This is a genomic window from Mycobacterium sp. Root135, assembly GCF_001426545.1.
Taxonomy (GTDB): domain Bacteria; phylum Actinomycetota; class Actinomycetes; order Mycobacteriales; family Mycobacteriaceae; genus Mycobacterium.
In genome coordinates, this window is sequence record NZ_LMEZ01000007.1 from 598,223 (window position 1) to 624,634 (window position 26,412).

Sequence of the window (26,412 nt, forward strand, 5' to 3'; positions counted from 1 at the left end):
TTAGATGCCAACGCGTTCACTGCTAACCACCAAATGAATCCAAAGGGGTTAGACATGAGCACCACGCACCACCGTTACGCCGAGATCGCCGGCCGCCAGATCTTCTACCGCGAAGCGGGACGAACGGACGCGCCCGCCGTCGTCCTGCTGCACGGCACCCCGGCCAGTTCGCACATGTACCGCAACCTCATTCCCGCCCTGGCGGACCGCTACCACGTCATCGCGCCGGACTACCCGGGGTTCGGCCACTCCGAGCGGCCGCCGGTCGGCGAATTCGACTACACCTTCGACTCACTGGCAGACCACGTCGACGCCCTGCTCGACCACCTCGGGCTGACGCGCTACGCGCTGTACGTCCAGGACTACGGCGCCCCCGTCGGGTGGCGGCTCGCGCTACGGCACCCGGAGCGCATCGCCGCGATCGTCACGCAGAACGGCAACGCCTACGTCGAGGGCTTCGTCGGCGACGCAATGGAACCGCTGTTCGCCTACGGCCGGGACCGTTCCGAGGCCAACGCCAAGCCCCTACGCGACCTCATCGGCATCGACGGCTTGAAATGGCAATACACCCATGGGGTTTCGGACCCGACCGTGGTCGACCCCGACGTCTGGGTCAACGCGCACGTTGCCGTCGCCGACACCGAGGAGGCCGTCGAGGTGCAGCTGGCGTTGTTCGCCGACTACATCACCAACGTCGAGCTGTATCCCCGCGTCCACGAGTACTTCCGCACTTCGAACGTGCCGCTGCTCGCGGTGTGGGGCCGGAACGACGCAATCTTCGGCCCCGACGGCGCATTGGCCTTCGGACGTGACCTGCCCGCCGCCGAGGTCAACCTGCTGGACGGCGGCCACTTCCTGCTGGAGAGCAAGCTCGACGCCGCCGTCGCACTGATCCGCCCGTTCCTGGCGCAGCACCTCTCCTAGCGGATCTCCGACGCTGCAACCCATTCAGTCGGCCGAAGCAAGACGATCTCGGGAATGATGCAGGCCCGCGACAGACGCGTCGTGAGACGGATGGTCTCGGCCACGTCGCGTGGACTGATCATCTCGTTGGCGCCGCCGGTGCGGTACGGGTCGGCCATCGGCGTGTCGACCAGACCCGGGCAGATGGCGGTCGCCTTGATGCCTTCGCCTGCCAGTTCATCGTGAAGCGCCTCGGTGAATCCGATCACCGCGGCCTTCGTCGCCGAATACGTCGCGAGGCTGGCCTCGCCCCGCTTCCCGGCGTTGGAGGCCGTGTTGACCACCTGCGCGCTCCCGCGCACACCGACGGCATTCCTCAACAGTGGCAAGCACTTGTCGGTGAGCAGGATGACGGCACGGATGTTCACCGACAGGTGGGCGTCGACGAACGCCGCGGTCTGCTCGCCGACGGGCCGGGTCTCGGCAATGCCGGCGTTGTTGACGAGGAGGTCGAGGGATCCGAACTCCTCGGCGTGGTGCTTCACGACCTCGTCGAGGAATCCCTCCTCGGCGATCGAGCCAGACAGCCAACGAGGCTGCGGCCCAACGATTCCCGACCCGACTTCAGCTACCGCGCGCAACTTGTCGGCGTCGCGCCCGACCATCGTGACGGCGAACCCCTCCTCCCGCAACACCTCGACGATGGCTCGCCCGATCCCGCCAGAGGCTCCGGTCACGATGGCACTGCGGATTTCACTAGTCATAGTGCAGGCTTACCAGAATGCATCGGTGCGCCCGACGACGACTCGACGGCGGCCACTTCCTACTGGAGAGCAAGCTCGACGCAGCCGTCGCGCTGATGCGCCCGTTCCTGGCACAGCACCTCTGAGCATCCGCCGAGACGTCAACGCGGAGGTCGGCCGTCGACCTGATCCCAGAACGCGGCCGACCGCTGGGCGATCTCCCTCGGGTACTCGCCGTTGATCGCATGCGAGGCCTGACGCCACAGCTCGACCTGGCCGTCCGCCAACAGGTTTCGGGCCCGCTCAGCGGCGCGGTCCGCGTCCAGCATCACACTGCGCCCCGCAATGAACGTCAACACCGGGACGTCGACGGATTGCAACTGCTGGTCGGTGAAGCGCCTGGGCATCGGCTGGCACAACACGAAGTCGGTGCTCGCCGCGGAGATCAGCGCCGCCTCCGGCACCGAGTCGTCAGCCGCGGCGCCGCCGGCGATCCAGCCAAGGATCCTGCGGCGCAACGTGTTCGGTAACCTGGAGCTGAACATCGCCGTCGAGACCGCGATCGTCCTGAGCGGGACAGGGGCAAAGGTCAGAACCGGATCCAACAGCGTGGCGGACGTGACGCGGGCCGGTCGTCCCACGGCCAAATTCATCGCCGTCCAGCCGCCGATCGAGACGCCCATCAGATGCACCCCGGCCAGGTCGAGTCCAGCCAAAGTCTCGTCGAGCCACTGCGCCTGGTCGGCGGGACCCGCCACGGGTCGCGTCTGTACCGAGAGCCCGGCCTCTCCAAGGAGATCCACGCAGTAGACGGTGCGCGTCCGAATCAGGTCTGGCAGATTCGCGCGCCACATCGGAGTGGAGGCGTTGCGGCCTGGCAGCAGCACCACCGGTGTCGCATCGGACGGTCCGTCGAAGCGGTACACCCGCACGCTGCCGAAGGACGTCGACACGTCGACCGTGGCCGCGACGGTTGGCAGTGCGGCCATCCCGGCGTCATAGGCCTCGAGGAAGTGGGCGCGTGCGGCGTCGCCGCGGAAGTGCCCGACTCCGCGCACGGCTACTCGACGGTGACCGATTTGGCCAGGTTCCGGGGCTTGTCGACGTCGTAGCCACGAGCCTGGGCCACCCCAGCGGCGAACACCTGCAGCGGGATCGTCGACAGCAAGGGCTGGAAAAGCGTTGACACGGCGGGCATCTCGATGAGGTGATCGGCGTAGGGCGCGACCGTGTCGTCGCCCTCCTCGGCGATGACGATCGTGACCGCGCCACGCGCCTGAATCTCGCGAATGTTGCTCAGCAGCTTGCTGTGCAGCAGGGCGGCGTTCTTCGGCGACGGCATCACGACGATGACGGGCAGGCCGTCCTCGATGAGAGCGATCGGCCCGTGTTTGAGCTCGCCGGCCGCGAAGCCCTCGGCGTGCATGTACGCGAGCTCCTTGAGCTTCAACGCACCTTCGAGCGCGACGGGGTAGCCGACGTGGCGACCGAGGAACAGCACCGTCTGCGACTGCGCGAACTGGTGCGCCAGCGCCGTCACCGGCTCCATGCACGTCAGCACCCGCGCGATCAGGTCGGGCATCGCCTCGAGTTCGGCGAATTCGCGCGCCACCTCGTCGGGGTACTTCGTACCGCGGGCCTGCGCCAGCGCGAGGCCGACCAGGTAGTTGGCGGCGACCTGCGCCAGGAACGTCTTGGTGGACGCGACGCCGATCTCCGGACCGGCGCGGGTGTAGAGCACCGCGTCGCATTCGCGGGGAATCTGCGAACCGTTGGTGTTGCAGATGGCCAACACCTTGGCCTTTTGGTCCTTGGCGTGCCGGACCGCCTCTAGCGTGTCGGCCGTCTCGCCGGACTGCGAGATGGCGATCACCAGCGTGCTGCGGTCCAGCACGGGGTCGCGGTACCGGAACTCACTGGCGAGCTCGACCTCGACGGGCAGTCGCGTCCAGTGTTCGATGGCGTACTTGGCCAGCAGCCCCGAGTGGTATGCCGTGCCGCAGGCGACGATGAAGACCTTGTCGATCTCGCGGAGTTCCTGGTCGCTGAGGCGCTGCTCGTCGAGCACGATGCGACCGTCGGCGAAGTGTCCGAGCAGGGTGTCGGCGACCGCCGCGGGCTGCTCGGCGATCTCCTTGAGCATGAAGTACTCGTAGCCGCCCTTCTCGGCGGCGGACAGGTCCCAGTCGATGTGAAAACGACGGGTGGGGACGTCCTCACTGCCGTAGAAGTCGGTCACCCGGTAGCCGTCCGCGGTGATCACGACGGCCTGATCCTGGCCGAGTTCGACGGCCTCGCGGGTGTGCTCGATGAAGGCGGCGACGTCGGACCCGAGGAACATCTCGCCGTCGCCGACGCCGATCACCAGCGGCGTCGACCGCCTCGCGGCCACGATGGTGCCTGGCTCGTCGGCGTTGGCGAAGACCAGCGTGAAGTGGCCCTCAAGGCGCGGAAGGACGGCCATCACCGACGCCACGAAGTCACCGGCCGTGGCGCCGTGGTGGTACTGCCAGGACACCAGGTGGACGGCGACCTCACTGTCCGTGTCGCTCGCGAACTCGACACCCTCGGCCTCCAGCTCGGCGCGCAACGCCGTGAAGTTCTCGATGATCCCGTTGTGGACGACCGCGATCTTGCCCGCGGCGTCGCGGTGCGGGTGGGCGTTGCGGTCGGTCGGCCTGCCGTGGGTGGCCCACCGGGTGTGCCCCATGCCGGTGCTACCGGTCATGCCCTCGGAGTCCGACTCCGCGAGGGCCGCCTCGAGGTTGGCCAGCCGTCCCGCGCGCCGACGCACTTCCATGCCGCCGTGGCCGTCGAGCAGTGCGACACCCGAGGAGTCGTAGCCCCGGTATTCCATCCGACGCAGGGCGTCGACGACGATGTCCCGGGCAGGACGCTGTCCGACGTAGCCGACGATTCCGCACATGGGCTATCAGGGTAGTGCAGCCGCCGCCCCAAGCTGGTGTGAGCTACGGTCATCGGGTGGCCAAGACGAAGAAACTCTTCGCTGCGTTGACCCGTCGGGGACCGCATCGTGTACTGCGCGGTGACCTGGCCTTTGCCGGTCTGCCCGGGCTCGTCTACACCCCCGAGAAGGGGATGAACCTGCCCGGCGTGGCATTCGGGCACGACTGGCTGGTCGCCGCCGACCGGTACGCAGGAACACTCGAACACCTGGCGTCGTGGGGCATCGTCGCCGCCGCGCCGAGTACCGAGACCGGCTTCGCCCCCTCGGTGCTGAATCTGGCGTTCGACCTGGGTACGACACTGGACATCATCACCGGCGTGCGGCTGGGCCCCGGCAAGATCAGCGTGCACCCCACCAAACTCGGCGTCGCCGGACACGGTTTCGGCGGCTCGGCGGCCGTCTTTGCCGCTGCGGGGATGACCGGCCGGGTCAAGGCCGCCGCCGCGCTGTTCCCGACCGTCACCAAGCCGGCCGCCGAGCAGCCCGCGTCGTCTCTGCGGGTGCCCGGCCTGATCCTCGCCGACCCCGGCGACCCCATGTCGCTTCGCTCCAACGCCGTCGAGTTGGCCAGGGCGTGGAAGCCGGCGACCCTGCGCGACGTCAAGAAGGTGACCGCAGGCGGGCTCGTCGAAGGCCGCCGCATCGCCAGGGCGCTCAAGTTGCCGGGCGCCGACAAGGGCACGCAGAAGATCGTCCGCGCGCTCCTGACGGGCTACCTGCTGCACGAGCTCACCGGCGACAAGGCCTACCGGGACTTCGCCGACCCCGAGGTGGCGTTGCCCAAGGCCGACGTCCTCGACCCGTTCTCCGACGACCCGGTCGCCTTGGAGAACAAGGTGGTCGCGCTCCTCAAGCCGTAGGCGCGCCGACACTCCGCGTGATGACGACGCAATCGGCGCGTCGTCGCAACAACCGAAGTCTCGCGCGCTCATCGAGGGCGGACCGACTCGCCCTTTCCCTCTATGGCCATAGCGGGTGACTCGTCGCCGCCGACCGCGCGGGCGCCCAGCGCCGCGGCAGCCACGGCGACCAGTGGCAGCAGCAGGGCGAGGTTCAGCGTCACCAGTTCCGAGAGCCAGCCGATCAACGCCGGGCCGGCGAGCAAGCCGACGTATCCGCAGCCGACCACCCGGGAGAAGTCGGTGCCGGTCGCCCCGGCCACGTTGCCCGCCGCGGTCAACACCTGCGGCAGGCTGCCGGACAGCCCGAGACCGAAGATCACCCAGCCTGCCACCGTCAACGGGAGCGCGGGCGACGCCACCACGATGCCCAGCCCGACGACGGCCGCCAGACTGCCGTAGCGCAGCACCCAGGCGGGTCCCCTCTTGGCGCTGACGATGTCCGCGGTAAACCGCCCGACCGTCATGGCCGTGACGAAACCGCCGAACACGAGGGCGCCCAAGGAGTTCGAGACTCCGAGGCGCTCCTGGGCGTGCAGGCTGCTCCAGTCCATCGCGCAGCCCTCGGCAAGCAGCAGGACGAACGCCAGCGCACCGAGTAGCACCAGGCGGCGGCGCTTGCTCAGGGGTTTGGAAGGCGCCCCGTCCGGCGGCGCCCCGACCCCAGTAGTCGGGTCGGCTCGCACGCTGAACAGATTGGGCGCGGTCACGGCGACGAGCAACAGGCACGCGCCGCACATCACGGCCGTCGTCGACGACATGCCCCACGCGGCGGCCAGGGTGGCGGCACCGACCAGCGAGCCGATGACGCTGCCGACGGAGAAGATCGCATGGAATGCGGACATGATCGGCTTGCCCGCCTGCTGCTCGACGGCGACCGCGCGCGCGTTCATCCCGACGTCGGTAATACCGGTCGCACCGCCGAAGATCAGTAAGGCGCCACCCAGCGTCGCGGGCGTCGGGGCGTTGAGTGGAAGGGCCAGCGTCGCGGCCATGGCCGCGGCGCCGACGAGAGCGATCCGCGCGCTGCCCCACCGGTTGATCAGCGGACCGCAGGCCTGCATTCCGATCAACGCTCCGGCACCGTGCAGGAGCAGCAGGCTCCCTAGCGTGCCCACCGAGACTCCGGTGCGTTCCTGAACCGACGGGATGTGCACCGCCCACGTGGAGATGCACAACCCGAAGACGGCGAAGACCAGAAACACCGCCGCGCGGGACCACTTGAGTGAATTCACGTGCCTCCAGTTACCCACTCGGCGTCGCGTTCTCCCCCGCGCACGTCGTCCATCATCGTCACAGTCGCGGGCGGCTCCCCAGGCCCCGACTTCCCAACCAACTGGTTGATCGTGATATAAACCCCCATGCGCACCGGAATCTTCATGAGTTACGCCAGCGGCTTCAAGGAGGCAGCCAACCAGGTCGTCGAACTCGAGAAGTGCGGGGTCGACATCGCGTTGGTCGCCGAGGCCTACTCCTACGACGCGATCAGCCAGCTGGGCTACCTCGCGGCCAAGACCTCCACCATCGAACTGGGCTCCGGCGTCGTGCCGATCTACACCCGCACGCCCACACTGCTGGCGATGACCGCCGCCGGCGTGGACTACGTCTCCGACGGCCGCTTCCGCCTCGGCATCGGCACCTCCGGCCCCCAGGTGGTGGAGGGCTTCCACGGCGTCCCCTTCGACGCACCACTCGGGCGCACCCGCGAGGTCGTCGAGATCTGTCGCCAGGTCTGGCGCCGCGACAAGGTCGACTTCGACGGCAAGTACTACCAGGTGCCCCTGCCCGCCGACCGTGGCACCGGGCTCGGCAAGCCACTCAAGCTCATCAATCACCCTGTCCGCGATCGCATTCCGATCACCATCGCCGCACTCGGCCCGCAGAACGTCAAGCTCACCGCCGAGATCGCCGAAGGCTGGCAGCCGGTGTTCTACTACCCCGAAAAGGCTGACGACGTCTGGGGTGACGACTTGCGCGCCGGTGCCGCCAAGCGCGACCCCGCTCTCGGTCCGCTCGACGTCATTGTCTCGGCCAGCCTGGCCATCGGCGACGACGTCGACGACCGGCTCGCCTGGGCGAAACCCCAACTGGCGCTGTACATCGGCGGCATGGGCGCGCGCGGCAAGAACTTCTACCACAACCTGGCCACTCGCTACGGCTTCGGTGAGGTCGCCGACCGGATCCAGGACCTGTACCTCGCGGGCAAGAAGGAAGAGGCCGTCGCCGCGGTACCCGACGAGCTGGTGCGGAACATATCCCTGGTCGGCCCAAGGGGTTTCGTCAAGGAACGGTTGGCCGCCTACGCCGAGGCCGGCGTCACCACGATGCTGGTGAACCCGCTCTCCGGCGACGACCGCGAGACGGTGAAGTTCTGCGAGGAGCTCGTCGAGCTTTCGCACTGAGTCACCGCGGGCACGAGCGAAGATGGTCTCGTGCCCAGCTCGTTTCCGCCCGCCCTGCCGACCGGCTCCTTCTCGACGTCGGACCACCCTCGCATCGCTGTCGGCGACGCGGTGTTGAGACCGTGGATCCGGGACGACGCCGCGGCCCTGGTCGAGGCGTTCGACCACCGTGCGATCCGGCAGTGGCACGTCAGCCGCGCGGACACCGTCGACGAAGCACGCGAACTGATCGTGCGCTGGCAGGGCGGCTGGACCGCCGAGCGCGAGTTCAACTGGGCGATCGTCGGGGCCGACGACTCCCTGCTGGGTCGCATCGCGTTGAAGGGCGTCGACCTGTTCGAGGCCAGCGCTGAAGTCGCCTACTGGATGTGCCCCGCGTCGCGCGGGCGCGGACTGTGCCCGCGTGCCGTCGTCACGCTGTCGGAGTGGGCCTTCGCAGCCGGCTTCCATCGCCTCCAGTTGCAACACTCGACCCGCAACCTGCCCTCCTGCCGGGTGGCCACCAAGGCCGGGTTCCGCGAGGAGGGCACACGACGGGGTGCGGCGCTGCACTCCGACGGCTGGCACGACATGCACGCCCACGCCCGACTGAGCGGGGACGTCGGCTACTCCCCGACCTGAGGCAGCTCGTCGGCGGCGATCTCGCACGGCGTCGGCTCCGAGTCCCCGACGAGGGGCTGCGCCGTGGCGTCTGGCAGATCCTGGACGGCGGGCGGTGGAGTCGGCGCGGGTTCCGGAGCCGGCGGCGGCTCGGCTGCCACGTCGGCGGCGGCCTCCTCGGGCTCCTGCGGCTCCGCGACTCCCTCGCCCTCCTCGGCCTTGCCGTCCTCTTCGCCCGATTCGGTCTCCTCGTCCTCTTCGGGATCTTCGTCGTCCGGTGGCTCGTCCAAGTCCTCGTCGAGATCGGCGGGGTAGGAAGGGTCGCTGGAGCCCGCCAGATCGCCGCCCGAGCCGACGAGCCCACCGATGAGGTCGGCCAACTGCTGTCCGAATCCCCCGAGGCCGGAGCCCGCCGACCCCATGGACCCCAACGACGGGGCGCCCGCGCCGAGGTCACCCGACGAGGGCACCGGCGGCGGACTCAATGGTGGGGCAGGCGGCGGAGCCGTCGCGGCCTCCGTGCCCGACCACGGCGCGGCGGCCGGAGCGACCGCCGCCGGAGCCGACCCCACCGCCGCGGCGGGCACGGTCTGAACGGGCATGGCCTGGACTGCCACGGGTTCGGGCCGGGACGCGACCGCGGGCGTCGTCTGCGGCCGCTCCGTCGCGACCCGATCATCCCGCGGGCCCAAGACGCCGGGCACGCCGAACACGGCGACCGGCGCGGTGATCCGCGCAATCGCCGCGCCATAGGCGGAGTCGACGGCGGCGGCGGCCTGGCGCATCGCCGCCACCCACTCGGCTCCGACCTCGAGGTCGACGAACGGTGTGACCTCGAGGTCGATCAGCTCACTGGCGGCGGCCACGTCGCCGACCCCGGTCGTCACCGTCGCGGCGGCGGCCATCCACTCGGCTCGCCGTGGTTGCTGCGTGCCGTCGACCGCCTCGGTGGCGAGCACCTTGGCGTCGACCGCCTGCCACAGGGCGTCCCGCAGGGCCGCCACCGCGTCCGCGGCCGTCCGTACCGCCGCGCTGACGGCCGTCGCCGATTGACAACTGCGGTAGAGGAATTCGTGGGCGGCGGTCGCGCCGCGGCCCGACCAGGCGCCGTCGAGCTCGGTCATCAGGTCGGCCTGCATGCGGGCGGCGTCCTCGGCAGCCGACGCGGCAGCGGCCAAGACGACGTGATCGGAGTCCAACGCGCGCAGGTCGAGGCCGTCGTCACCGGAGTACCAGTCGCGTACCTGCGCGCTGTGAGTCGTCAGGTCGGGGTGCTGGTATCCGAGCCGACGGCACGCCGCCACGTACTCCTCGACGTCGTCGACTGCGGGTCGACCCTCGACGAGTCGGGCCGCGACGTCGTATGGGTTGGCCACCGTCACCCCATCCGTGCGGCGCCGCGCGCGTCGACGTCGACGTAGCGGTCGGCGGAGGCCCGCAGCGCGGCGGCGATCTCGCGCATCGCCCTGGCCCACGCGTGCGTCTGGTCCACGACGTCGTCGACCGCGCGTCGCACCGCGTCCCCGCGGGCTACGTGGTCACGACCGGCGAGGGCTCCGTCGAAGGCGAGGCGGTCGAGCCGGCCGCGGGCCAACCCGTCGACGACGTCGGCGATCGCGTCGCATCGGCCTGCGACGCCGAGGACCGCTCCGACGTCGACGTGCGCGGACTCAATTTCTCCCATGCCCGGTTAGGACGCAGGGCGCGGCCGTCCGGTTCCCCGGTAGATCAGACGAGCGTCAGGCCAGGTCCATGTCGAGCCCGGCGAGATGGCCGCGGGCCCGGGCCTGACCGACCGATCCGGCGCCTGCGCCGTCGTGCAGAAGGCGCCACCCGTCGCGGTCGTCCTGGCCCTCCGGCAAATCCAGCCAGTGCCGCAGAACGGCGAGATCACCGGTCGCGATCACCGCGGTGCGCAGGCTGGTGCTCAATTCCGTCCGCAGACGCGCCACCGCCGGCGACATCGACTGCGGCAACAGCGCCCCGGTGTAGACGTCCAGCGCCGCCGCGACCCGCCCGGCCCGCAACTCGTCGAACACCTGGGTGACGTCACTGACGACCGGCTCGAGCAGCCGGTAGGGCCGCGAACCCACCGCGACCGGTTTGATGACGCGCCGCAGACGCGACATCTCGGCACGGACCGTCACCACGTCGAGGTCCTTGTCGTCCAACATCATCGCGAGATGGTCGGCGCTGAGGCCCTCGGGGTGCTGGGTGAGCAGAACCAGGATGTCGGCATGACGCGGGGTCAGGCTGGAGGTTCGGCGGTTGCCCCGCTCGTCGGTGAACTGCCACCGCGGGCGGCCTGCGCCAAGCACCCGAAGCCGGGCGTTGACCTGATCCCCAACGGCGACAACAGGTTTAGTGAGCCGGAGCAACGCCAGGTGGTTCTCCACGGCGACGGCAGTGGCGCGCACCAGGGCCAATGCCTGGGCCGATGCCACCTCGACACCACCGGTCAGGTCGATCGCACCGATGAGGTCGCCCGTGCCGGGGTCGTGGACGGGCGCCGCAGTGCAACTCCAGCGCTGAGCCACCCGGGAGAAGTGTTCGGAGCTACGGATCTGCAGCTCGCGGTCGAGGGCGAGCGCGGTACCCGGCGCGTTGGTCCCGACGCGGCGTTCGCTCCAGTCGGCGCCGGGAACGAAGTTCATCGCCTCCGCCTTGCGGAGTGCTTCGGGATCGCCCTCCACCCACAGCAGCGTGCCGTCGGCGGCGGTGATGGCCACGACGACGCCGGAGTCCCTCGCGTCGTCGACGAGGAGCCGCCGGATTACCGGCAGTGCCGAGGCAAGCGGGTGCGTGTCGCGCATCCGTGCCAACCGCAACGTGGCGGCCGACGACTCCGCCCCCTCCCAGTCGGGGTCGACGCCCTTGGCCAGGCTGCGGCGCCAGCTCTCGGCGACGATGGGTCGAATCGAGGTGGAGTCGAGGTAGGTCGAGTCGACCTCGCCTGCGACGAACAGGTCGTGCACCGCACGCAAGGCGGTCGGAGGCGACCACGCAGACGCGTGGGCGTCCAGCGCCTTCGACGACACCACTCGCTACCACGCTCCTTGCACCGGCGAACTTCACGGTCCCGAGCCTCGAGGCCAGACCGCCCCCCGTTCGTGCCAACAGTAGTCCTCCTGCCCGGCCCCGTAGGGAAACTACCGACAACCGTGCACGCGGCGCTCATATGAGCGCGGCCCAGGCCCAACCGCTCCGAACCGGGGGTGGTTTATCATCGGTTTGCGCTTGGCGTACAGGAATCTGGTGCAAGCCCAGAACGGACGCGCCGCTGTGAACACGACTGGTGAAAGCCTGTGTGTGAGTCAGATGTTGGGCCAAGAGCATCCTGAATCGAACGGGGTCGCGAGACGCCCCGAAAGGAACCCGATGACGACGATCCACCCGGGCCTCGCCGCCCGTCCACCGCGCGTGCCGGTTCCTGCGGCCTTCTGATGGACTTCCCCACCGTGCCGGCACCGGATGCCGACGCCGAGCACGCCGCCCGTTCCCGGCAGGACGTCCTGACCAAACCGCGGGGCGCACTGGGCAGGCTGGAAGACCTCTCGATCTGGGTGTCGGCGTGCCAAGGGGTGTGCCCGCCACGGCAGTTCACCCGCGCCCGCATCGTCGTCTTCGCCGGTGACCACGGCGTGGCGAAGTCAGGGGTGTCGGCCTACCCGCCCGAGGTGACGGCGCAGATGGTCGCCAACATCGATGCGGGCGGTGCCGCGATCAACGTGCTCGCCGGCAATGCGGGGGCGACGGTGCGCGTCGTCGACGTCGCCGTCGACTGCGATGAACCGTTGTCCGAACAGATCGGTGCCTACAAGGTCCGACGTGGCAGTGGTGACATCTCCGTCGAGGACGCCATGACCGACGAGGAGACGCTCGCAGCGGTGACAGCGGGTCGTCGCATCGCCGACGAGGAGGTCGACGCCGGCGCGGATCTGCTGATCGCCGGCGACATGGGCATCGGAAACACCACCCCGTCGACGGCGCTGATCGCGGCCCTGGCGGGCAAGGAGCCGGTCGCACTGGTCGGCCGCGGCACCGGTGTCGACGACTCCGGCTGGATGCGCAAGACGGCTGCGGTGCGCGACGCGCTGTACCGCACCCGCGGCCACACGGCGGATCCGCTTGCGCTGCTTCGTATTTGCGGTGGCGCCGACCTGGCCGCCATGGCGGGCTTCTGCGCCCAGGCCGCCATCCGGCAGACGCCCGTCCTGCTCGACGGCGTCGTCGTGACCGCGGCCGCACTGGTCGCCGAACGGTTGGCTCCCGGCGCCAAGCAGTGGTGGCAGGCGGGCCACCGGTCCACCGAGCCCGCCCACGACGTCGCGCTCGCGCAGTTGGGCCTCGTACCCGTCGTCGACATGGGCATGAGACTCGGCGAGGGTTCCGGTGCCGCGGTGGCACTGCCCCTGCTGCGCGCGGCCGTCGCCATCCTGTCGTCGATGGCGACGTTCGGCGAGGCCGCGGTGTCCGACCGCGACGACACCGACGACCGGTCGGCGGTGATCGGATGAGCACCGAGCCCGGCAAGCTCTGGGCGGTCGGCATCGGCCCCGGCGACAGCGAACTGGTGACGTTGAAGGCCGCCAGGGTCATCGGCGCCGCAGACGTGGTCGCCTTTCACTGCGCGCGCCACGGGCGAAGCGTCGCACTGTCGGTCGCGGAACCGTTCCTGCGCGACGGCCAAATTCACGAACGGTTGACCTACCCGGTGACCACCGAGACCACCGACCATCCAGCGGGCTACCGCGGTGCGCTCGACGACTTCTACACCAGCGCCAGCGAGGTTCTCGCCGACCATCTGACGGCGGGCCGCAGCGTCGCCTTGCTCGCCGAGGGCGACCCGCTGTTCTACAGCTCCTACATGCACATGCACAAGCGGCTGGCCCACCGGTTCGACACCGAGATCATTCCCGGCGTCACGTCGGTCAGCGCGTCGGCCATGGCGGTCGGCACTCCCCTCGTCGAGGGCGAGGAGACGTTGACGGTGCTCCCCGGCACGATGCCCGCCGACGAGCTGGTCCGCCGGCTGCGCGACGGTGACGCCGTCGCCATCATGAAGCTCGGCCGCACCTTCCCCAAGGTTCTCGCCGCACTGGAGACGGCCGGCGTTGCCGAAAGGGCCTGGTACGTGGAGCGGGCGTCGACGTCGGCGCAGCGGGTGATGCCGGTTCGGGACGTGGATCCCGTTACGGTGCCGTACTTCTCGATGATCGTGGTTCCCGGCCCGCTGAACAACCCGGTACCCGAGCCGACCGAACCGACCATGGGTGAGGTGGTCGTCGTCGGCCTCGGCCCCGGCGCGGACAGGTGGACGACCCCCGAGGTGCACGGCGAACTGGCAAGGGCCACCGACATCGTCGGCTACAAGACCTACCTGGCGCGGATCTCACCACGGCCCGGGCAGCGGCTGCACCCAAGCGACAACCGCGTCGAATCCGAACGCGCCTGCATGGCATTGGATCTGGCCAAGAACGGCGCCAGGGTCGTCGTCGTGAGCTCCGGTGATCCCGGCGTCTTCGCCATGGCCGCCGCCGTCGTCGAAGTCGCGGCCGAACCAGCGTGGAGTGACGTGCCGGTGCGCGTGGTGCCGGGGATGACTGCCGCCAACGCGGTGGCGGCTGCCGTGGGCGCGCCGCTGGGCCACGACTACGCGGTTATCTCGCTCTCCGACCGGCTGAAGAGCTGGGACGTGATCGAGCGACGCCTGCACTCGGCGATCGACGCGGACATGGTGATCGCCATCTACAACCCTGGCTCGGAGAGTCGGAGGTGGCAGGTGAGCGCGCTGAAGGACATTCTGACCCAACGCCTTTCGGCCGGCCGTCCGATCGTCCTCGGCCGCGACGTCGGCGGGCCGGAGGAAAGCGTGGTGGTGACGACGGTGGCCGCCTTCGATCCCGCCGTGGTGGACATGCGGACTCTTCTCATCATCGGCTCGACGACGACGACGGTGGTCGAGCGAGGGGCGGGGCAAGCGGTCTTTACGTCGCGACGGTACGACGCGTCCGCCGACTGATCACCGGGGGCAGTGCGCTCCGATGAAGTAGACGGTCACGTCAACCCGCTGACGCGCACGATTCGGCGGCGTCGCGGTCTCCCAGGTTCTGTTCCGCGAGCTCGATCATGTTGCGCCAGAATCTCTTCCGCTCGAGTCGAGTCTGCCCGATGACCGCCGAGCGCCACTCGTCGATGAAGGGCGCGAAGTAGCGACTCTCGTCGAGCAGGTCGGCGGTGTCGGAGACGAGTTCGCTTCCGACGGATTCGGTGGGGCTCAACGTCCGCCACATCCGAGCGGTGATCCGCACGCGGCGCCGATGTTCGACCAGCGCCGAGAGCAGCCAGCGGATCGCCCGGCGTTCGTCATCGCTGATCCACGTCGCGTCCCCGCAGCTGTTGAGAAACGCCTGTTGCGCCTTGGTCGACTCGTTGAGCTCGTGCAGGACGCGTACGGCCTCGGTGCGCATCTGCGCGGCGGGCACCTCGCGTATCTCCTGGTTGATCGTCACGACAGTCGTTCTGTGCGAAGGGGAATGCCCACGACGATGCGTGCTGCGTTGTGACCGAGGATGCGAGCGATCACCGGTTCTGCCGGGCCGTCGGAGGCCAGTTCCGACAGCGGTGCCGGAAGCTTGTCCTGCTGCACCGACACCCGCCCGTGTGCGTCGATGCCCACCCCGACGCTCAACGACGAGCGACCCGCCGCCGTCTGCGCAAGCTCCATGGCGTCGGCCTGCGTGCGGGGCCGCTCCACGATCGACGGCACGCCCTCTTCCTCTATCCCGGCCAGCACCTCGTCCTCCACCCGACCACCCGCGCAACTGAGCACCAGGATGGCAGGCTTCTCCGCCTGGCCGCCCTCAAGCACGGGCACCCACCTGCGGTTCCGCCTGCGCATGGGACGCCACGTAGGACGCGACGAGACCAGAGGCCACCGCGTTGCGCGGGCCCTCGGTGCCGCGCACATTGCCCGTCCCGCAGACGATTCCGAAGGGAGCCACGGCGTCGGCGATCAGCTCGGGGATCTCGAAGTCCAGCGCGCAGCCGCCGAGCAGCACGACGAAGCCGATCTGACGCAGATCGCCACCGGGGGCGATGCTGCGGAGCGCCCTCAGTGCGTTGACCACGAACACCCGCTCCTTGGCGGTCCTGCGCACGGCGCGAATCCGGTCGAGAGAGTGTCTGGTGGGAATGGGGTTCATCCCGGTCTCCCCCAGGGCCACGACGCGTGCGAACGCCGTTGGCGGAAGGGGCTTCTCGAAGAACTGAACGGTGCCGTTCTCCAATCGGATGTGGAAGAAGCTCTCGGCCTTGCCGAGCGGGCAGCGCTTGATCTCCTCGGCCAACTCCAGGTTGTCCAAGCCCAGTTCGGCGTCGATGAGCTTGGTGACCAGATCGCCTGCACCGGCCAGATGGGTGGCGTCGGTGTGGTCGTCGGTCTCGATCACCGCAGCATCGGTCGACCCACCGCCGAGATCGAGCACCACCAGCGGCTTGTCGGTGCCCGGGGTCGTGAGGGCCCCGAGGACCGCCATCTCCGCTTCGACGCCGCCGACGGCGACGTCGACCTTGGTCGCGCCCGCCGCACGCAGATGACTGGTGACCGCCTCGGCGACGGCCTTCATGCCGCTCTCCTTGGTGCGGACCATGGCCGCAAGCGCGACGGCGTTCTCCAGCGCCACCTCGCCCGCCATCCCACCTCGAACCTCCTGCGGCACAGCGGTATCGATGGCGAGTAGATCCCCGATTCGGACATCGGCGAGGGCGTGGTTGGACAAGTCGGCCATGCTCTGGCGGACGTTGGCGATCATGCCGCCGGTGTTGGTGCCCGCCTCGCCCATGACGTCGACCAGCGGGCTCACCCGCTGCACCTCCGCCATGATGTCGGCGGCGCCCCTGGACACGTCGACCTTCGCCTTCTTGGTCTCCCCCTGCAATTCGAGCGACCCAGCAGGAATGGTCCGGTCCTCGACATCACCCGATGGTGTCCGCACGACGACCGCGGACCGGTTACCCGTCAGCGCGCGGGCGACCGGCGAGACCACCTTCGTCTGGTCGGGGTCCAGTCCGAAGATGGTCGCCAGGCCATAGGCATTCGACAAAGTGCGGATCGACTGACCCGGTCCGGCGACCTCGACGGCCGCCACCATGCCCACCGGAACCAGCTCGATCCGCGATACCTCGTCGATGATCGGGATCTTGACGTTCAGCCGGTTGGCGACCAGCACCGCATCGTCGTTGCACAGGATCGCCCCGGTGACGTCGACGCCACTCTCGACGGCGGCGTTGATCGCCTTGGCGGTGACGTCGAAGTCGGTACCCCGCGGCACCAAGACGATGATCGGTGTCTCCGTGTCGCTTTCGGCGAGCGACTCGAAGTCGACGATGGTGCCGACTCCGAGACCTCGACCGCCTGGCGTACGCGGATCGTGTCCGATCATCGTCGACTCGGTGATGATGGTCTCCGTGATGGTCTCCATCGCGAGCCCGCTGATCACCGGAGTGGCTTCGTTGAGCAGGATCAGATCGAGATCGGCCAGCGCCATGCCAGCACCCTCCAGCGCCCGCATCACCGATTTCGCCACGCCCTCGACGTTCTTGACGGTGCCCTTGATTCCCGTCGTGCGGGTCAATGCCGCACCGACGTACTCGACCGACCCGTCGGGGTCGATCGTGGCCAGACTGGCCTCCGTCGTGGAGTTGCCGATGTCGACGCCGACGACCGTCCGAAACACCCGTGCCAACTTCCTGCTTCTCTCGGTCAGACCGCCGCGTCGGAGAACACGGGCGTCACCTCGACGGTCTTTGCGCCCTTGCGCACCAGCTCGGTCTCCTTCAGATGTAGGAGAGCCGCCTTGGCCTGCCACCTGGGCCGAGCCATCTGGTCGTTGAGGGTCGGAACCGGCTCCGGTGATTCACCTTTCGCGTACTGCGCGGCATTCGAACCGATGCTCCGGTACGTCTCCAACGTCAGCAGCGGACACTGCGGGAACAGCTCCAGGCTGGACAGTCGCGGAAGGTCACGCTGATGGATCATCGACGTGCCACGGGCCAGGATGCCGATTCCGATTCCCGATCCCGACAGCTTCGCCGCGGTGTGCGACATCAGCGCCAGGTCGGCGCTGTGCTGGACCCGGATGATCCGTGCGCTGACCTCCTGCTCCTCGATGCCTGCGAGCAGCTGACGGATGACCTCGGCATGCGGGATGTCGACGATGGTCTGGCTGAAGAGGCTGCCGAACGCCGGCGAGATCGCAATCACCACCTCGTCGGGTCGCTTACCCCGCTCCGCCGTCCCGACCTCGCTGAACGAGAGCGTCCGCTGGGCACCTTCGGTCTTGGTCGACACGGTCATTCCACCTCTGTTTCTGGGTTCGATGCGCTGGTCACGTGGCGCAGCTTCTTCATTTCTTCCCAGCGCGCGCCAGACGGCCGGTAGCCGGTGCCAGGACCCGCGTAATCGTTCGCGTCGTTGACGGCCGACAGCGGGACGAGCGACGGCGTCATGATCGCGGAGGTCTGCAGCAGATCACCTGAAACCCGCTGGCGGAGAACGGCAAGCACGTTCTCCGCCATATCGGTGAAGCCGGTCGCCTCCAGGGCCTTCACCAGATCCAGACCCGTCACGTTTCGGTCCATCACCTGCTGGGCGCCCTTGAGGTCCTCCAGCACGTCACGCGGCAGAAGATCCTTACTGCCGTTGGCGTACACCGCGGCATCGATCTCGGCGTCGGTGATCGGCGGCAGATCCAGGTATCCGAAGACGGCCTGCAGGGCCTTGGCTGCACGGGTGCGCGCTGCCAGGATGTCGGACTCCTTCACGTGCCGGAGTCCACCGTCGATCTGAAAGTCGCGCTGGATGGTGTTGAAGTCGTCGAAGTCGTCACTGTCGAGGTTCGAACCCGCAAACATGTTGTCGTAGTTGGGCACCGCCGAGTAGCCGGAACATACGAAGTCGGTTCCCGGCATCATCTGCGGCATCAACCGCGCCGTGCGGCGCATCGGCGAGTGGGAGAACGACTGGTCGTTGCCCGAAGCGCACTCGAGGTCCACCGCGGAGGCGATCAGGTTTTCCGCGGCCACCGCGCGTAGCCCGCCGGGCACCGCACCTGGAACGCCGATGCACGAGATGGAGCCGTTCTGCAGACCCTGCACGCCGGCACCCTTGGCAATCAGGATGCAGCGAATCTCCAGGTACAGCATGGACTTTCCCTGCGCGTTGCCCATCTGCACCTCGGACCCGGTGCCAGAGGTGAAGCGCATCTTGATACCGCGCGACGCGTAGGCGGCTGCCAGGAATGCCTTCGACCACGGCGTGTCGTCACCGTCGACGAAGACCGGCTCGGTGCCGTACACCGAGATGGTCTCGGCGTAGCCCGTGATACCGCGCATGCCGAGATCGAGCTCGGTCGCCTCTTCCAGCGCGCACTGGGTCAGTGGGCCGCCGACGTTCACCTGGCTGCCGATCTGCTGCGCCAACGCCACCAGTGGCGCATACCGCACGACGCCCAAAGTGGTTTCCACCTCGGAGAATCCGCGAAGTGCAGCCTCGGCCGCCTCGCAGGCCACCTGCAGCGGGTTGTCCCTGGCGCTGGTGCAGTGCGCCTGGTTCGCCGGAGTACGCCTGGCGCGCATCTTCTGGATGCCCATCATGATCTCGACGATGTTGAGTGTCTTGGCAACGGCCAGCAGTTTGGCCGGCGTCAGACCGTTTGTCACCGCGATGACGTCCTTGCGGGTCACGCTCGGATCGATCAGCATCCGGGCGATCTCGACCGCAGGCAAAGCCATCGACTCTTCGGTCGTCTCAGCGTCGATGGCCTTGTCGGCGATGAACTGATCGATGAAGTCGAAGTCCGCGCGCTGCACGCCGTCCATCTCGACGATCAGTCCGTTCTCCACCCGGACACTCGGTTCGGGGTCGAAGGCGCTGTCCATCGCAACCATGCCCACCTCGGGCCATTCCTCGACGAAACCGTCCAGGTTGACCGGGCGGTCCTCGAGAAGCTGCGTCCGCAGGGAGTGCCGAACGTCGTTCTTCGCAGTGCCCGTGTTCTGAATCGCCTCTGCTGTCATGGCTTTCTCCTATTCGCTTTCCGCGAGCACGTCGCGTCGCTCGTAAACCTCGGCGGCCTCGCGCACCAATTCGGCGAGTAGACCTGCGTTGTATTGCGATTCCAATTCCTCGGCAATCGCTTCGAGTTCGGCCTTGGACGACGCATTCGGGCGTAAGGAGTTGTAGATCTGCAACACCCGCTCATCGGAGATGGCGGTCATTTCAGCAGCGCGACGCAGGTTGGCGCCGAGTTGCTTTCGGCCGTCCTTCTCCGAGACCTGCGCCTGCAGCCGGAGCGTGTCGGGAGTGATTCGCAGATCAGCGGCCTGAACCTCGCCGGAAACGACGGCTTCGAGAGTGATGTCGTCGATCGACTTGCCGGTGGGCGTGAAGAGCAGATCCTTCCGGTTCACACTCAGCGGATAGTCCACCGCGGGATCGAGGGTCGGTTGCGTCATGCACTGCTCCAAGAGGTGAGGGGTGGCTCGCGGCCACCCAACGTCCACGTACGTGACCTGGTCGGCCCCGTGCGACCCATTGTGGCTGACATCACGTTGCATCAACGTTGCAGTGACGAGGTCGGGCGTCTGGCCTGGTGAAGGTCGTTTTCTGCCGCTACCGTGAAGGCACCATGACCGTCTCTCCAGACTCGTCGGACGGACCCGCCCTACTGTCGGCCACCGCGACACTGGGTGGCTACTTCGCCATTGCCCCACAGGGCGCGGCCGAGGGTTCTCACCTCGCCGCGCTGCTGAACGCCGAGACGCTGACCACGTTCGTCGATCGCACCCGGTCGGCCATCGCGACGTCGACGGCATGCGAACCGAGCCGCATCCCCCGCCGGCTGGCGGCGTCGTCGTTCCAGTTGAACGTGGTGTCGCGACTCGTCTCCCCCGTGCTGGGATCGGCCGTCGTGGGTGGTGCCGTTCCTCTGTTCACCCCGGAGTCGGTGAGATGGATTGAGACGGACGGACATTCGCCGCACTTCGAGACCGCCAACGTCGAATGCGCGTCGGCACCGACTCCGGTTCGAGCGGCCGAGTTGATCTCCGACTCCCTGCTCGCCACCATCGTCGGCCCGTTGAACGAGACCCTCAAGACGACGGCGTCGCTGTCGGATCGCGTCAGTTGGGGCAACACGATCTCAGCGGCCAACGGCGCGGTCACGGTGATGGCGATGTCCCGACCCGACCTGGAGCAGTCGGGCCGGGCCCTGGTGCGGGCACTGCTCGACATCGGCCCCCTGCACGACACCGGCGACTTCGACGGAGGCCGGTTCGTCCGGCACAGCTGCTGCCTGTTCTATCAAGCGCCGTCCGGGGGTCTCTGCGGGGACTGCGTGCTCACGGCATCCGGCGGGTCACAACAGACCCAGGTGCACTGAGTTCGTCTCTTTGCAACGTCACTGCAACGCACGTCGAGTTAACATTCGCCCGCCGATCGGCAGGACGGAGTCACACATGGGTTGGTCACAGCCGCACTACTCGCCGATTCACCCGGCACGACGCGGATCGGAGGGTGGCCCGCCGCACGGAATCGCCGATGTACGTGCAGGTCTCGTCGAGAGCCCGAGGCTTCGCACCGCGTTCGTGATGAACGACGAGCTGCTGTTGCACGGGCTGGTGCACGTGTTGGGACAGGCCGATGGCGTTCAGATCGTCGGCGACGTCCGCCACGGCGACGGTCTAATCGAGCGGCTCCAGTTGATGCGTCCGGAACTGCTGGTGGTCGACGTCGACCGTGACCTACCGCTGTCGACTCTCCTCACAGAACTCGATCCGGTCCCCAAGGTGATCGTCGTGATCGACCGAGAGGAATCCCCCGCGCGGGCGCTCGACCTGATCCGGGCCGGTGCCGACGCGCTGGTGGACCGTCGATCTCCGTCGACGGAGCTTCTCAATACCGTGGCGAGGGTCCTCGACGGTCAGAGCGCGCTCGACGCCTACAGCGTCAATACCCTTATCGCAGAACTGCGTTCCCAGAACACCGAGCACGAACTCGACTATGCGCGCATCCTCACGCGCCGGGAGAAGGAGGTGCTGGCCCTGCTGACCGATGGTTTGGACAACCGGGCGATCGCGGCCGACTTGTTCATCTCCGAGGCGACGGTCAAGTTCCACCTTCACAACATCATGGACAAGTTCGGCGTCCACAAGCGTGCGGCGTTGGTGTCGGCCGCGCTACGAGGACAAAGCCGACAGACGCGAGGGGGTGCCGGTGGCTTCCGGTCCGCGACGAGCACCCGCTGACGACGACGCATCCTCGGATGCCCTGGCGGTCCGGCTACCAGTCCGTGGGCGACGGGTCACGGTGATGGGTTCCTCGGGCCGAGCCATCGCCACCACCGGATCACTGATGCGCGCGGGCGCGGTGGTGACCGTGGTGTCCCCCGCACCGACGGCGTATCTGTCCGACCTCGCCGACCGTGGGCTGATCGCCATCCACGAGCGCGACGTCGCCAATGAGGACATCGATTCTGCCGCACTGGTATTCGCGTGCACTGGCGATCAGGAAGCGGACGGTCGCATTGCCGCCCGAGCTCTTGACCGAGGCGTGTTCTGCATCGTCGACGAGCCACGGAGGCCCCCGACCACGAACGGTCACTCTCGGGTTGGCCGGGTCACGCTGGTCGGCGGGGGGCCCGGCGATCCGGGCCTGCTCACCATCGCGGGCCGTGACGCGATCGCGCGCGCGGACGTCATCGTCGCCGACCGGCTCGCCCCGGTGTCGGTTCTTGGCGAGCTAGCGCCGCGGGCGCTCGTGATCGATGCGGCCAAGATTCCCGGCGGCCGACGGATGGAGCAGAGCGAGATCAACTCCCACCTCATCAGCCACGCGCTGGCCGGTCGGGACGTCGTAAGACTCAAGGGCGGAGACGGATTCGTCTTCGGCCGCGGCGGCGAGGAGGTCGACGAGTGCGTACGTGCGGGCATCACGGTCGACGTGATTCCCGGTGTGAGCTCTGCCATTGCGGCGCCCGCCTCGGCAATGATCCCCGCCACCCACCGCGGTCTGACCCAGGGTTTCACGGTGATCTCCGGACACGTGCCCCCCGAACATCCCGAGTCGGCGGTGAACTACGCGGCGCTCGCGCGCGCGAACACCACGATCATCCTGATGATGGCAGTCGCGAATCTCGACGCCATCGCCCGCGCGCTGATGGACGGCGGGATGAGTGCCGACACCCCGGCCGCCGTGGTCGCCGACGGCAGCCTGGCGAGCCAACGAGAAGTTCGGGGCACTCTCGGTTCGATCGCCGAGATCGCCCGCGCCGCCCACATCGGCGCACCCGCCACGACCGTGATCGGCGCCGTGGCCGGATTCGTCCCAGGCCGGGCCGCCCCACAGAGGACCGTGGAACTCAACGTTCGATGATCGAACTGGTTGGCACACCGCGCAGCCACCTGTTGTGGGTGGTCCGCCACGGTGAGTCAACATGGAACGCCATCGGTCGCTCGCAGCGTGAGATCGCACATCCACCGCTGACCGCCCGGGGTACCACCCAAGCCTACGCGGCCGGATACACGTTGCGAAACAAGAAGATCGACCGCGTCGTCAGCTCGGATGCCGTTCGCGCCAAGCAGACTGCCCAGGCCATGGCGACGGTGCTCGGCGTCCGAACGACGGTCGACGGCCGCCTGCGCGAGCGCGGTTGGCGGCGCACCGGCACCCTCACCGACGTCGACTCGCACCACCCGGCGCAATTGGAAGATCCGACCGAACGCGTCCGGGCGGTACTGCTCGATCTCGCCGCAATGCAGGGGTGCACGGCGGTGGTGACGCACGGCGACATCGTCTGCGCGATCCTCGACATGCTGCACGCCCGCGACGCCACCACCCACCAATGGCGCACGGGGACCGATGTTCCGAACGGATCGGTGACCGGCATCAACCTGCGAAGGCTGAGCCGTTTCGTCGACTTGCCCTAGCTGCTCAGGCGTGACCTCCACGGTCGCCGCCGGGACGCCAAAGGACGTCACCGTCGGGATTTTCGAATCGGGCCAGGATGAACAGGAGGTCCGACAGCCGATTGAGGTAGCGCAGGGCACAGTCGTTGACCGGTGCCGCTTCGGCGAGCAGCCACGCGCTACGTTCGGCACGTCGCGCCACGGTGCGAGCATGGTGCAGGTGGGCGGCGGCGACCGTGCCACCGGGCAGGATGAAGCTGCTCAGCTTCGTCAGGCCCTCGTTGAAGTCGTCGCACCACGATTCCAATTGCGTCACTTGACCTTCGGTGACCCGCAGCGGCTCGTACTCGGGTGCGTCGATGATCGGCGTGCACAGATCGGCGCCGACGTCGAACAGATCGTTCTGAATGACGCCGAGGACTTCTGCGGTCCGCCCGCCGATCCCACCGGAGGCGATCGCCATCCCGATCACCGCATTGGTCTCGTCGCAGTCCGCGTAGGCGCCGACGCGGACGTCGGACTTGGGAACCCGGGACATGTCGCCTAGTGCCGTCGTCCCGGCGTCACCCGTTCGGGTGTAGATCCGCGTCAGATGAACGGCCACGTCTCACCCCTCGGGTCTCCACGCCACGCGTCACCCGCCGCCTTCATGCCGACGGTGCCCAGCCACCGTGCTCCGGCGCGCAACCCGAGGGCGACGGGGAACACCAGCCCCACCATGTGGACACTCACGACGCCACCGCGGGCAGGATCGCCGCCAGACCAGCCGCGAGGCCGGCTCCGATGAGGGGCGCCACGATCGGCACCCAGGAATAGCCCCACCCTGGATCGGCCTTGCCGGGGATGGGCAGGACGGCGTAGGCGAGTCGCGGCCCGAGGTCGCGGGCCGGGTTCACCGCATATCCCGTTGGCCCGCCGAGCGCAAAGCCGATGGTGATGATGACGAACGTGACGCCGGCAAAGCTCAGCGACTGGTTGGACAATGGGTTGAGCAGAACGAAGATGACCAGGACGAACGTCGCGATGATCTCGGTCACCATGTTCCACGGCTTGTTGGGGATCGACGGTGTGGTGCAGAAGATGCCGCGCGTCCCTGAGTTGTCGTCGTTGTTGTCGAATTGCAGTTTGAAGGCCGCCCAAGCCAGGGATGCCCCCACGAAGCCGCCGAGCAATTGCGCCGCCCAGTAGACGGGCACGCTCGACCACGGAACTCCGCCGGACAGGGCCACCGCAAAGGTCACGGCGGGGTTGATGTGACCACCCGACGGCGCTGCGATGCTGGCGCCTGCGAAGACTCCGAAGCCCCAACCGAGGACGATGATCAGCCAGTCACCCCCGCCTCCGTGGGAGTAGGAGTTCTTCAGCACCACCGCGGCCACCGAGCCGCTGCCCAGCAGACAGAGCACTGTGGTACCCAAGAACTCCCAGATGAAGATGTCGATGTTCGACACTGACCACAACCTCTCTGACGGGTCGTCGTTGACGCCTGGCGGCGCGAATCGGCCACAATCCGTCGACCTTGCCCAGTAAGTGTTTTCGCGCGCGGGTCGCGCGCGGGCAGTTATGGCCTGGTCCCGCCCAATTACTGATCCGGAGGTGAGCTTTTTGGCTAGGCTCTGGGCAGCCGAGCACGAAACGTCGGTGAAACGTCGCCGAGCCCCGACGCGGCGCACTATCATCGGCCGCACCGCCCTAGGTCGTCTGGGCATGGTCAAATCCGTTGCTGGGAAACCCATTCGAAAGGCCCGTTCATGACAGCCATCACCCTGTCCGCCGCCTCCAAGGTCGTCGAAGCAGCGATCGCGAAGGCAGCCGAGATCGGTCAGCCCATGAACATCGCCGTCGTCGACGATGGCGGTCACCTGGTGGCATTCGCCCGCATGGACGGGGCGATCAAGGCAAGCATCGACATCTCCACCAAGAAGGCCCGCACGTCGATTCTGATGAATGCGCCCACCGCGGCGTTGACGCCGTTGGTGCAGCCCGGTGCCGAGCTCTACGGTCTAGAGCAGCTGTCCGGCGGTCTGGTCATCTTCGGCGGCGGCATCTTGCTGACCGACGGCGACGTCGTCATCGGAGCCATCGGCGTCAGCGCGGGCAGCGTGGAGCAGGACGTCTCCGTCGCCGAGGCCGGCGCCGCCGCTCTGGGCTCGTAAACCTCAGAGCACCCCGACGATCCGACGCACCAGGTACGCCGAGATCGCGGCCACCTCCGCAACGAACGCGGAGAAGTCCAGCGCCGAGTCTCGCCCGGCGAGATCGGACAGCGCGCGGATCACGACCCAGGGAATGCCGACGTTTTCGCACACTTGGGCGACGGCCCCACCCTCCATTTCGACTGCCCGCCCGTCCAATTCGCGGTGCAGCCGCTGACGAGTGATCTCACAGTGCACGTACTGGTCGCCGGTGAGAATGGTGCCGTAGACGACGCGTGGTGGGCGGTCCCGTCCGCCGGCGGAGTTCGACAACGGGGGTAGCTCGACATCGGCCAGGTTGTCGCGCACCCTCGTCAACAGGTCGGCATCCATCGAATAGCCAAGGGCGTCAGTCGGGTTGATGAAGGAGACGTGCCCCGCCTGATATCTCAGCAGTGCGTCGTTCTCGATCCTGCCGACGTCGTGCTGAACGATGCGGTCGGCGACCACCACGTCACCGATGTGCAGCGCCGGATCGAGTCCGCCTGCCACCCCGGAGAATACGACCACCCGGCAGCCGAACGTCTCGGCCAACAGCGTCGTGACGACCGCCGCGTTGACCTTGCCCATGCCGGTACCGGCCAACACCACGCGATGGCCGTCGAGCAACCCCTCGTCGAACCGGATGCGCGCCAACTCCCTCGTGCTGGTGGTGGTCATCAGCACGCGAAGGTGTTCCAGCTCGTCGGGAATGGCGCACAGGAGCCCGATGGTCATGGCGGCGCTGCTCTAGGA

Annotated in this window: 28 protein-coding genes and 1 riboswitch; of the genes, 11 read left to right on the forward strand and 17 right to left on the reverse strand. The window is 68.0% G+C overall.

Annotation, left to right across the window (positions count from 1 at the left end):
• Positions 1–54: 54 nt before the first annotated feature.
• Positions 55–924, forward strand: coding sequence for an alpha/beta fold hydrolase (locus tag ASD37_RS23025; RefSeq protein ID WP_056556981.1), 870 nt, complete (start codon positions 55–57; stop codon positions 922–924).
• On the opposite strand, the gene ASD37_RS23030 is transcribed toward ASD37_RS23025, so the two are convergent.
• From ASD37_RS23030 to glmS, 3 genes are all read right to left on the reverse strand, one after another.
• The gene (locus tag ASD37_RS23030; RefSeq protein ID WP_056556985.1) at positions 921–1,667 is read right to left on the reverse strand and encodes an SDR family oxidoreductase; all 747 of its coding nucleotides are present in this window, start codon (positions 1,665–1,667) and stop codon (positions 921–923) included. The genes ASD37_RS23025 and ASD37_RS23030 overlap by 4 nt on opposite strands.
• A 140-nt stretch (positions 1,668–1,807) precedes the next feature.
• Complete coding sequence (locus tag ASD37_RS23035) at positions 1,808–2,704, reverse strand: alpha/beta fold hydrolase (RefSeq protein WP_200959966.1); 897 nt, start codon at positions 2,702–2,704, stop codon at positions 1,808–1,810.
• A 2-nt stretch (positions 2,705–2,706) separates the two neighbouring features.
• Positions 2,707–4,572: a glutamine--fructose-6-phosphate transaminase (isomerizing) gene (gene glmS, locus ASD37_RS23040; RefSeq protein ID WP_056556988.1), complete on the reverse strand. Its 1,866-nt coding sequence runs from the start codon at positions 4,570–4,572 to the stop codon at positions 2,707–2,709.
• Between the two features lie 56 nt (positions 4,573–4,628).
• Here glmS and ASD37_RS23045 point away from each other — a divergent pair, with 56 nt between their 5' ends.
• Positions 4,629–5,474: a dienelactone hydrolase family protein gene (locus tag ASD37_RS23045; RefSeq protein WP_056556991.1), complete on the forward strand. Its 846-nt coding sequence runs from the start codon at positions 4,629–4,631 to the stop codon at positions 5,472–5,474.
• Positions 5,475–5,542: 68 nt separating this feature from the next.
• Here ASD37_RS23045 and ASD37_RS23050 read toward each other — a convergent pair whose 3' ends face one another.
• Positions 5,543–6,766 (reverse strand): MFS transporter, encoded by a 1,224-nt coding sequence (locus ASD37_RS23050; protein WP_056556994.1) that lies wholly within the window; start codon positions 6,764–6,766, stop codon positions 5,543–5,545.
• 108 nt (positions 6,767–6,874) lie between these two features.
• Here ASD37_RS23050 and ASD37_RS23055 point away from each other — a divergent pair, with 108 nt between their 5' ends.
• Entirely contained in the window at positions 6,875–7,915 is a 1,041-nt protein-coding gene (locus tag ASD37_RS23055) for an LLM class F420-dependent oxidoreductase (RefSeq protein WP_056556997.1), read from the forward strand.
• 30 nt (positions 7,916–7,945) lie between these two features.
• Positions 7,946–8,536 (forward strand): GNAT family N-acetyltransferase, encoded by a 591-nt coding sequence (locus ASD37_RS23060; protein ID WP_056557000.1) that lies wholly within the window; start codon positions 7,946–7,948, stop codon positions 8,534–8,536.
• Here the strand turns inward: ASD37_RS23060 and ASD37_RS23065 are convergent.
• The 3 genes from ASD37_RS23065 to ASD37_RS23075 are packed head-to-tail and all read right to left on the reverse strand — an operon-like array spanning position 8,521 to position 11,556.
• On the reverse strand, positions 8,521–9,891 hold the full coding sequence (locus ASD37_RS23065; RefSeq protein ID WP_056557556.1) for a hypothetical protein: 1,371 nt from the start codon (positions 9,889–9,891) through the stop codon (positions 8,521–8,523). The two genes, ASD37_RS23060 and ASD37_RS23065, sit on opposite strands and share 16 nt — an antisense overlap.
• A 2-nt stretch (positions 9,892–9,893) precedes the next feature.
• Positions 9,894–10,199, reverse strand: a complete 306-nt coding sequence (locus tag ASD37_RS23070; protein ID WP_056557002.1) for a type VII secretion target — start codon at positions 10,197–10,199, stop codon at positions 9,894–9,896.
• Between the two features lie 55 nt (positions 10,200–10,254).
• Positions 10,255–11,556, reverse strand: a complete 1,302-nt coding sequence (locus ASD37_RS23075; RefSeq protein WP_370073077.1) for a GAF domain-containing protein — start codon at positions 11,554–11,556, stop codon at positions 10,255–10,257.
• A 180-nt stretch (positions 11,557–11,736) separates the two neighbouring features.
• Positions 11,737–11,861, forward strand: a riboswitch (cobalamin riboswitch).
• A 97-nt stretch (positions 11,862–11,958) separates the two neighbouring features.
• Between ASD37_RS23075 and cobT the strand changes: the two genes are divergently transcribed.
• Positions 11,959–13,032: a nicotinate-nucleotide--dimethylbenzimidazole phosphoribosyltransferase gene (gene cobT, locus ASD37_RS23080; protein ID WP_056557005.1), complete on the forward strand. Its 1,074-nt coding sequence runs from the start codon at positions 11,959–11,961 to the stop codon at positions 13,030–13,032.
• Positions 13,029–14,537 carry a precorrin-2 C(20)-methyltransferase gene (locus tag ASD37_RS23085; RefSeq protein ID WP_056557008.1) on the forward strand — a complete coding sequence of 503 codons (1,509 nt, stop codon included), beginning with the start codon at positions 13,029–13,031 and terminating at the stop codon, positions 14,535–14,537. Before cobT ends, ASD37_RS23085 begins: the two co-directional genes overlap by 4 nt.
• Before the next feature lie 40 nt (positions 14,538–14,577).
• Here the strand turns inward: ASD37_RS23085 and ASD37_RS23090 are convergent, their stop codons facing one another.
• The 6 genes from ASD37_RS23090 to ASD37_RS23115 are packed head-to-tail and all read right to left on the reverse strand — an operon-like array spanning position 14,578 to position 20,032.
• Complete coding sequence (locus ASD37_RS23090) at positions 14,578–15,027, reverse strand: hypothetical protein (protein WP_056557011.1); 450 nt, start codon at positions 15,025–15,027, stop codon at positions 14,578–14,580.
• Positions 15,024–15,392, reverse strand: a complete 369-nt coding sequence (locus tag ASD37_RS23095) for a glycerol dehydratase reactivase beta/small subunit family protein (protein ID WP_235568511.1) — start codon at positions 15,390–15,392, stop codon at positions 15,024–15,026. Before ASD37_RS23095 ends, ASD37_RS23090 begins: the two co-directional genes overlap by 4 nt.
• A complete protein-coding gene (locus ASD37_RS23100; protein ID WP_156721038.1) occupies positions 15,379–17,253 on the reverse strand; it encodes a diol dehydratase reactivase subunit alpha in 1,875 nt (624 codons plus the stop codon). Before ASD37_RS23100 ends, ASD37_RS23095 begins: the two co-directional genes overlap by 14 nt.
• A 26-nt stretch (positions 17,254–17,279) precedes the next feature.
• Positions 17,280–17,873: a propanediol/glycerol family dehydratase medium subunit gene (locus tag ASD37_RS23105; RefSeq protein WP_056557017.1), complete on the reverse strand. Its 594-nt coding sequence runs from the start codon at positions 17,871–17,873 to the stop codon at positions 17,280–17,282.
• The gene (locus tag ASD37_RS23110; protein ID WP_056557020.1) at positions 17,870–19,594 is read right to left on the reverse strand and encodes a propanediol/glycerol family dehydratase large subunit; all 1,725 of its coding nucleotides are present in this window, start codon (positions 19,592–19,594) and stop codon (positions 17,870–17,872) included. Before ASD37_RS23110 ends, ASD37_RS23105 begins: the two co-directional genes overlap by 4 nt.
• A gap of 9 nt (positions 19,595–19,603) precedes the next feature.
• Positions 19,604–20,032, reverse strand: coding sequence for a diol dehydratase small subunit (locus tag ASD37_RS23115; protein WP_056557561.1), 429 nt, complete (start codon positions 20,030–20,032; stop codon positions 19,604–19,606).
• A gap of 173 nt (positions 20,033–20,205) precedes the next feature.
• Between ASD37_RS23115 and ASD37_RS23120 the strand changes: the two genes are divergently transcribed.
• From ASD37_RS23120 to ASD37_RS23135, 4 genes are all read left to right on the forward strand, one after another.
• Entirely contained in the window at positions 20,206–20,958 is a 753-nt protein-coding gene (locus tag ASD37_RS23120; protein WP_156721039.1) for a (2Fe-2S)-binding protein, read from the forward strand.
• Positions 20,959–21,034: 76 nt separating this feature from the next.
• A complete protein-coding gene (locus tag ASD37_RS23125) occupies positions 21,035–21,823 on the forward strand; it encodes a DNA-binding response regulator (protein WP_056557030.1) in 789 nt (262 codons plus the stop codon).
• A complete protein-coding gene (gene cobA, locus ASD37_RS23130; RefSeq protein ID WP_200959968.1) occupies positions 21,792–22,949 on the forward strand; it encodes a uroporphyrinogen-III C-methyltransferase in 1,158 nt (385 codons plus the stop codon). The genes ASD37_RS23125 and cobA overlap by 32 nt, the downstream gene beginning before the upstream one ends.
• Positions 22,946–23,503: a histidine phosphatase family protein gene (locus ASD37_RS23135; RefSeq protein WP_056557037.1), complete on the forward strand. Its 558-nt coding sequence runs from the start codon at positions 22,946–22,948 to the stop codon at positions 23,501–23,503. Before cobA ends, ASD37_RS23135 begins: the two co-directional genes overlap by 4 nt.
• Before the next feature lie 4 nt (positions 23,504–23,507).
• Here ASD37_RS23135 and ASD37_RS23140 read toward each other — a convergent pair whose 3' ends face one another.
• From ASD37_RS23140 to ASD37_RS23145, 3 genes are read right to left on the reverse strand one after another with little or no spacing between them, the layout of a single operon-like run.
• On the reverse strand, positions 23,508–24,086 hold the full coding sequence (locus tag ASD37_RS23140) for a cob(I)yrinic acid a,c-diamide adenosyltransferase (RefSeq protein ID WP_056557040.1): 579 nt from the start codon (positions 24,084–24,086) through the stop codon (positions 23,508–23,510).
• The gene (locus ASD37_RS31655; RefSeq protein WP_156721040.1) at positions 24,071–24,214 is read right to left on the reverse strand and encodes a hypothetical protein; all 144 of its coding nucleotides are present in this window, start codon (positions 24,212–24,214) and stop codon (positions 24,071–24,073) included. The genes ASD37_RS23140 and ASD37_RS31655 overlap by 16 nt, the downstream gene beginning before the upstream one ends.
• Positions 24,211–24,933, reverse strand: coding sequence for an MIP/aquaporin family protein (locus ASD37_RS23145; protein ID WP_056557043.1), 723 nt, complete (start codon positions 24,931–24,933; stop codon positions 24,211–24,213). The genes ASD37_RS31655 and ASD37_RS23145 overlap by 4 nt, the downstream gene beginning before the upstream one ends.
• A gap of 300 nt (positions 24,934–25,233) precedes the next feature.
• Between ASD37_RS23145 and ASD37_RS23150 the strand changes: the two genes are divergently transcribed.
• On the forward strand, positions 25,234–25,638 hold the full coding sequence (locus ASD37_RS23150) for a heme-binding protein (RefSeq protein WP_056557046.1): 405 nt from the start codon (positions 25,234–25,236) through the stop codon (positions 25,636–25,638).
• Between the two features lie 3 nt (positions 25,639–25,641).
• Here the strand turns inward: ASD37_RS23150 and ASD37_RS23155 are convergent, their stop codons facing one another.
• Positions 25,642–26,394, reverse strand: a complete 753-nt coding sequence (locus tag ASD37_RS23155) for a 5'-methylthioadenosine/adenosylhomocysteine nucleosidase (RefSeq protein WP_056557049.1) — start codon at positions 26,392–26,394, stop codon at positions 25,642–25,644.
• Positions 26,395–26,412: the final 18 nt, after the last annotated feature.

Bases quoted from the DNA above. Each gene is read 5' to 3' on its own strand.
- ASD37_RS23120 (WP_156721039.1), top strand. From the start codon at position 20,206: ATGACCGTCTCTCCAGACTCGTCGGACGGACCCGCCCTACTGTCGGCC.
- ASD37_RS23115 (WP_056557561.1), bottom strand. From the start codon at position 20,032: ATGACGCAACCGACCCTCGATCCCGCGGTGGACTATCCGCTGAGTGTG.
- ASD37_RS23055 (WP_056556997.1), top strand. From the start codon at position 6,875: ATGCGCACCGGAATCTTCATGAGTTACGCCAGCGGCTTCAAGGAGGCA.
- cobT (WP_056557005.1), top strand. From the start codon at position 11,959: ATGGACTTCCCCACCGTGCCGGCACCGGATGCCGACGCCGAGCACGCC.
- ASD37_RS23030 (WP_056556985.1), bottom strand. From the start codon at position 1,667: ATGACTAGTGAAATCCGCAGTGCCATCGTGACCGGAGCCTCTGGCGGG.
- ASD37_RS23105 (WP_056557017.1), bottom strand. From the start codon at position 17,873: ATGACCGTGTCGACCAAGACCGAAGGTGCCCAGCGGACGCTCTCGTTC.
- ASD37_RS23135 (WP_056557037.1), top strand. From the start codon at position 22,946: ATGATCGAACTGGTTGGCACACCGCGCAGCCACCTGTTGTGGGTGGTC.
- ASD37_RS23025 (WP_056556981.1), top strand. From the start codon at position 55: ATGAGCACCACGCACCACCGTTACGCCGAGATCGCCGGCCGCCAGATC.
- ASD37_RS23155 (WP_056557049.1), bottom strand. From the start codon at position 26,394: ATGACCATCGGGCTCCTGTGCGCCATTCCCGACGAGCTGGAACACCTT.
- ASD37_RS23110 (WP_056557020.1), bottom strand. From the start codon at position 19,594: ATGACAGCAGAGGCGATTCAGAACACGGGCACTGCGAAGAACGACGTT.
- ASD37_RS23150 (WP_056557046.1), top strand. From the start codon at position 25,234: ATGACAGCCATCACCCTGTCCGCCGCCTCCAAGGTCGTCGAAGCAGCG.
- ASD37_RS23085 (WP_056557008.1), top strand. From the start codon at position 13,029: ATGAGCACCGAGCCCGGCAAGCTCTGGGCGGTCGGCATCGGCCCCGGC.
- glmS (WP_056556988.1), bottom strand. From the start codon at position 4,572: ATGTGCGGAATCGTCGGCTACGTCGGACAGCGTCCTGCCCGGGACATC.
- ASD37_RS23070 (WP_056557002.1), bottom strand. From the start codon at position 10,199: ATGGGAGAAATTGAGTCCGCGCACGTCGACGTCGGAGCGGTCCTCGGC.
- ASD37_RS23125 (WP_056557030.1), top strand. From the start codon at position 21,035: ATGGGTTGGTCACAGCCGCACTACTCGCCGATTCACCCGGCACGACGC.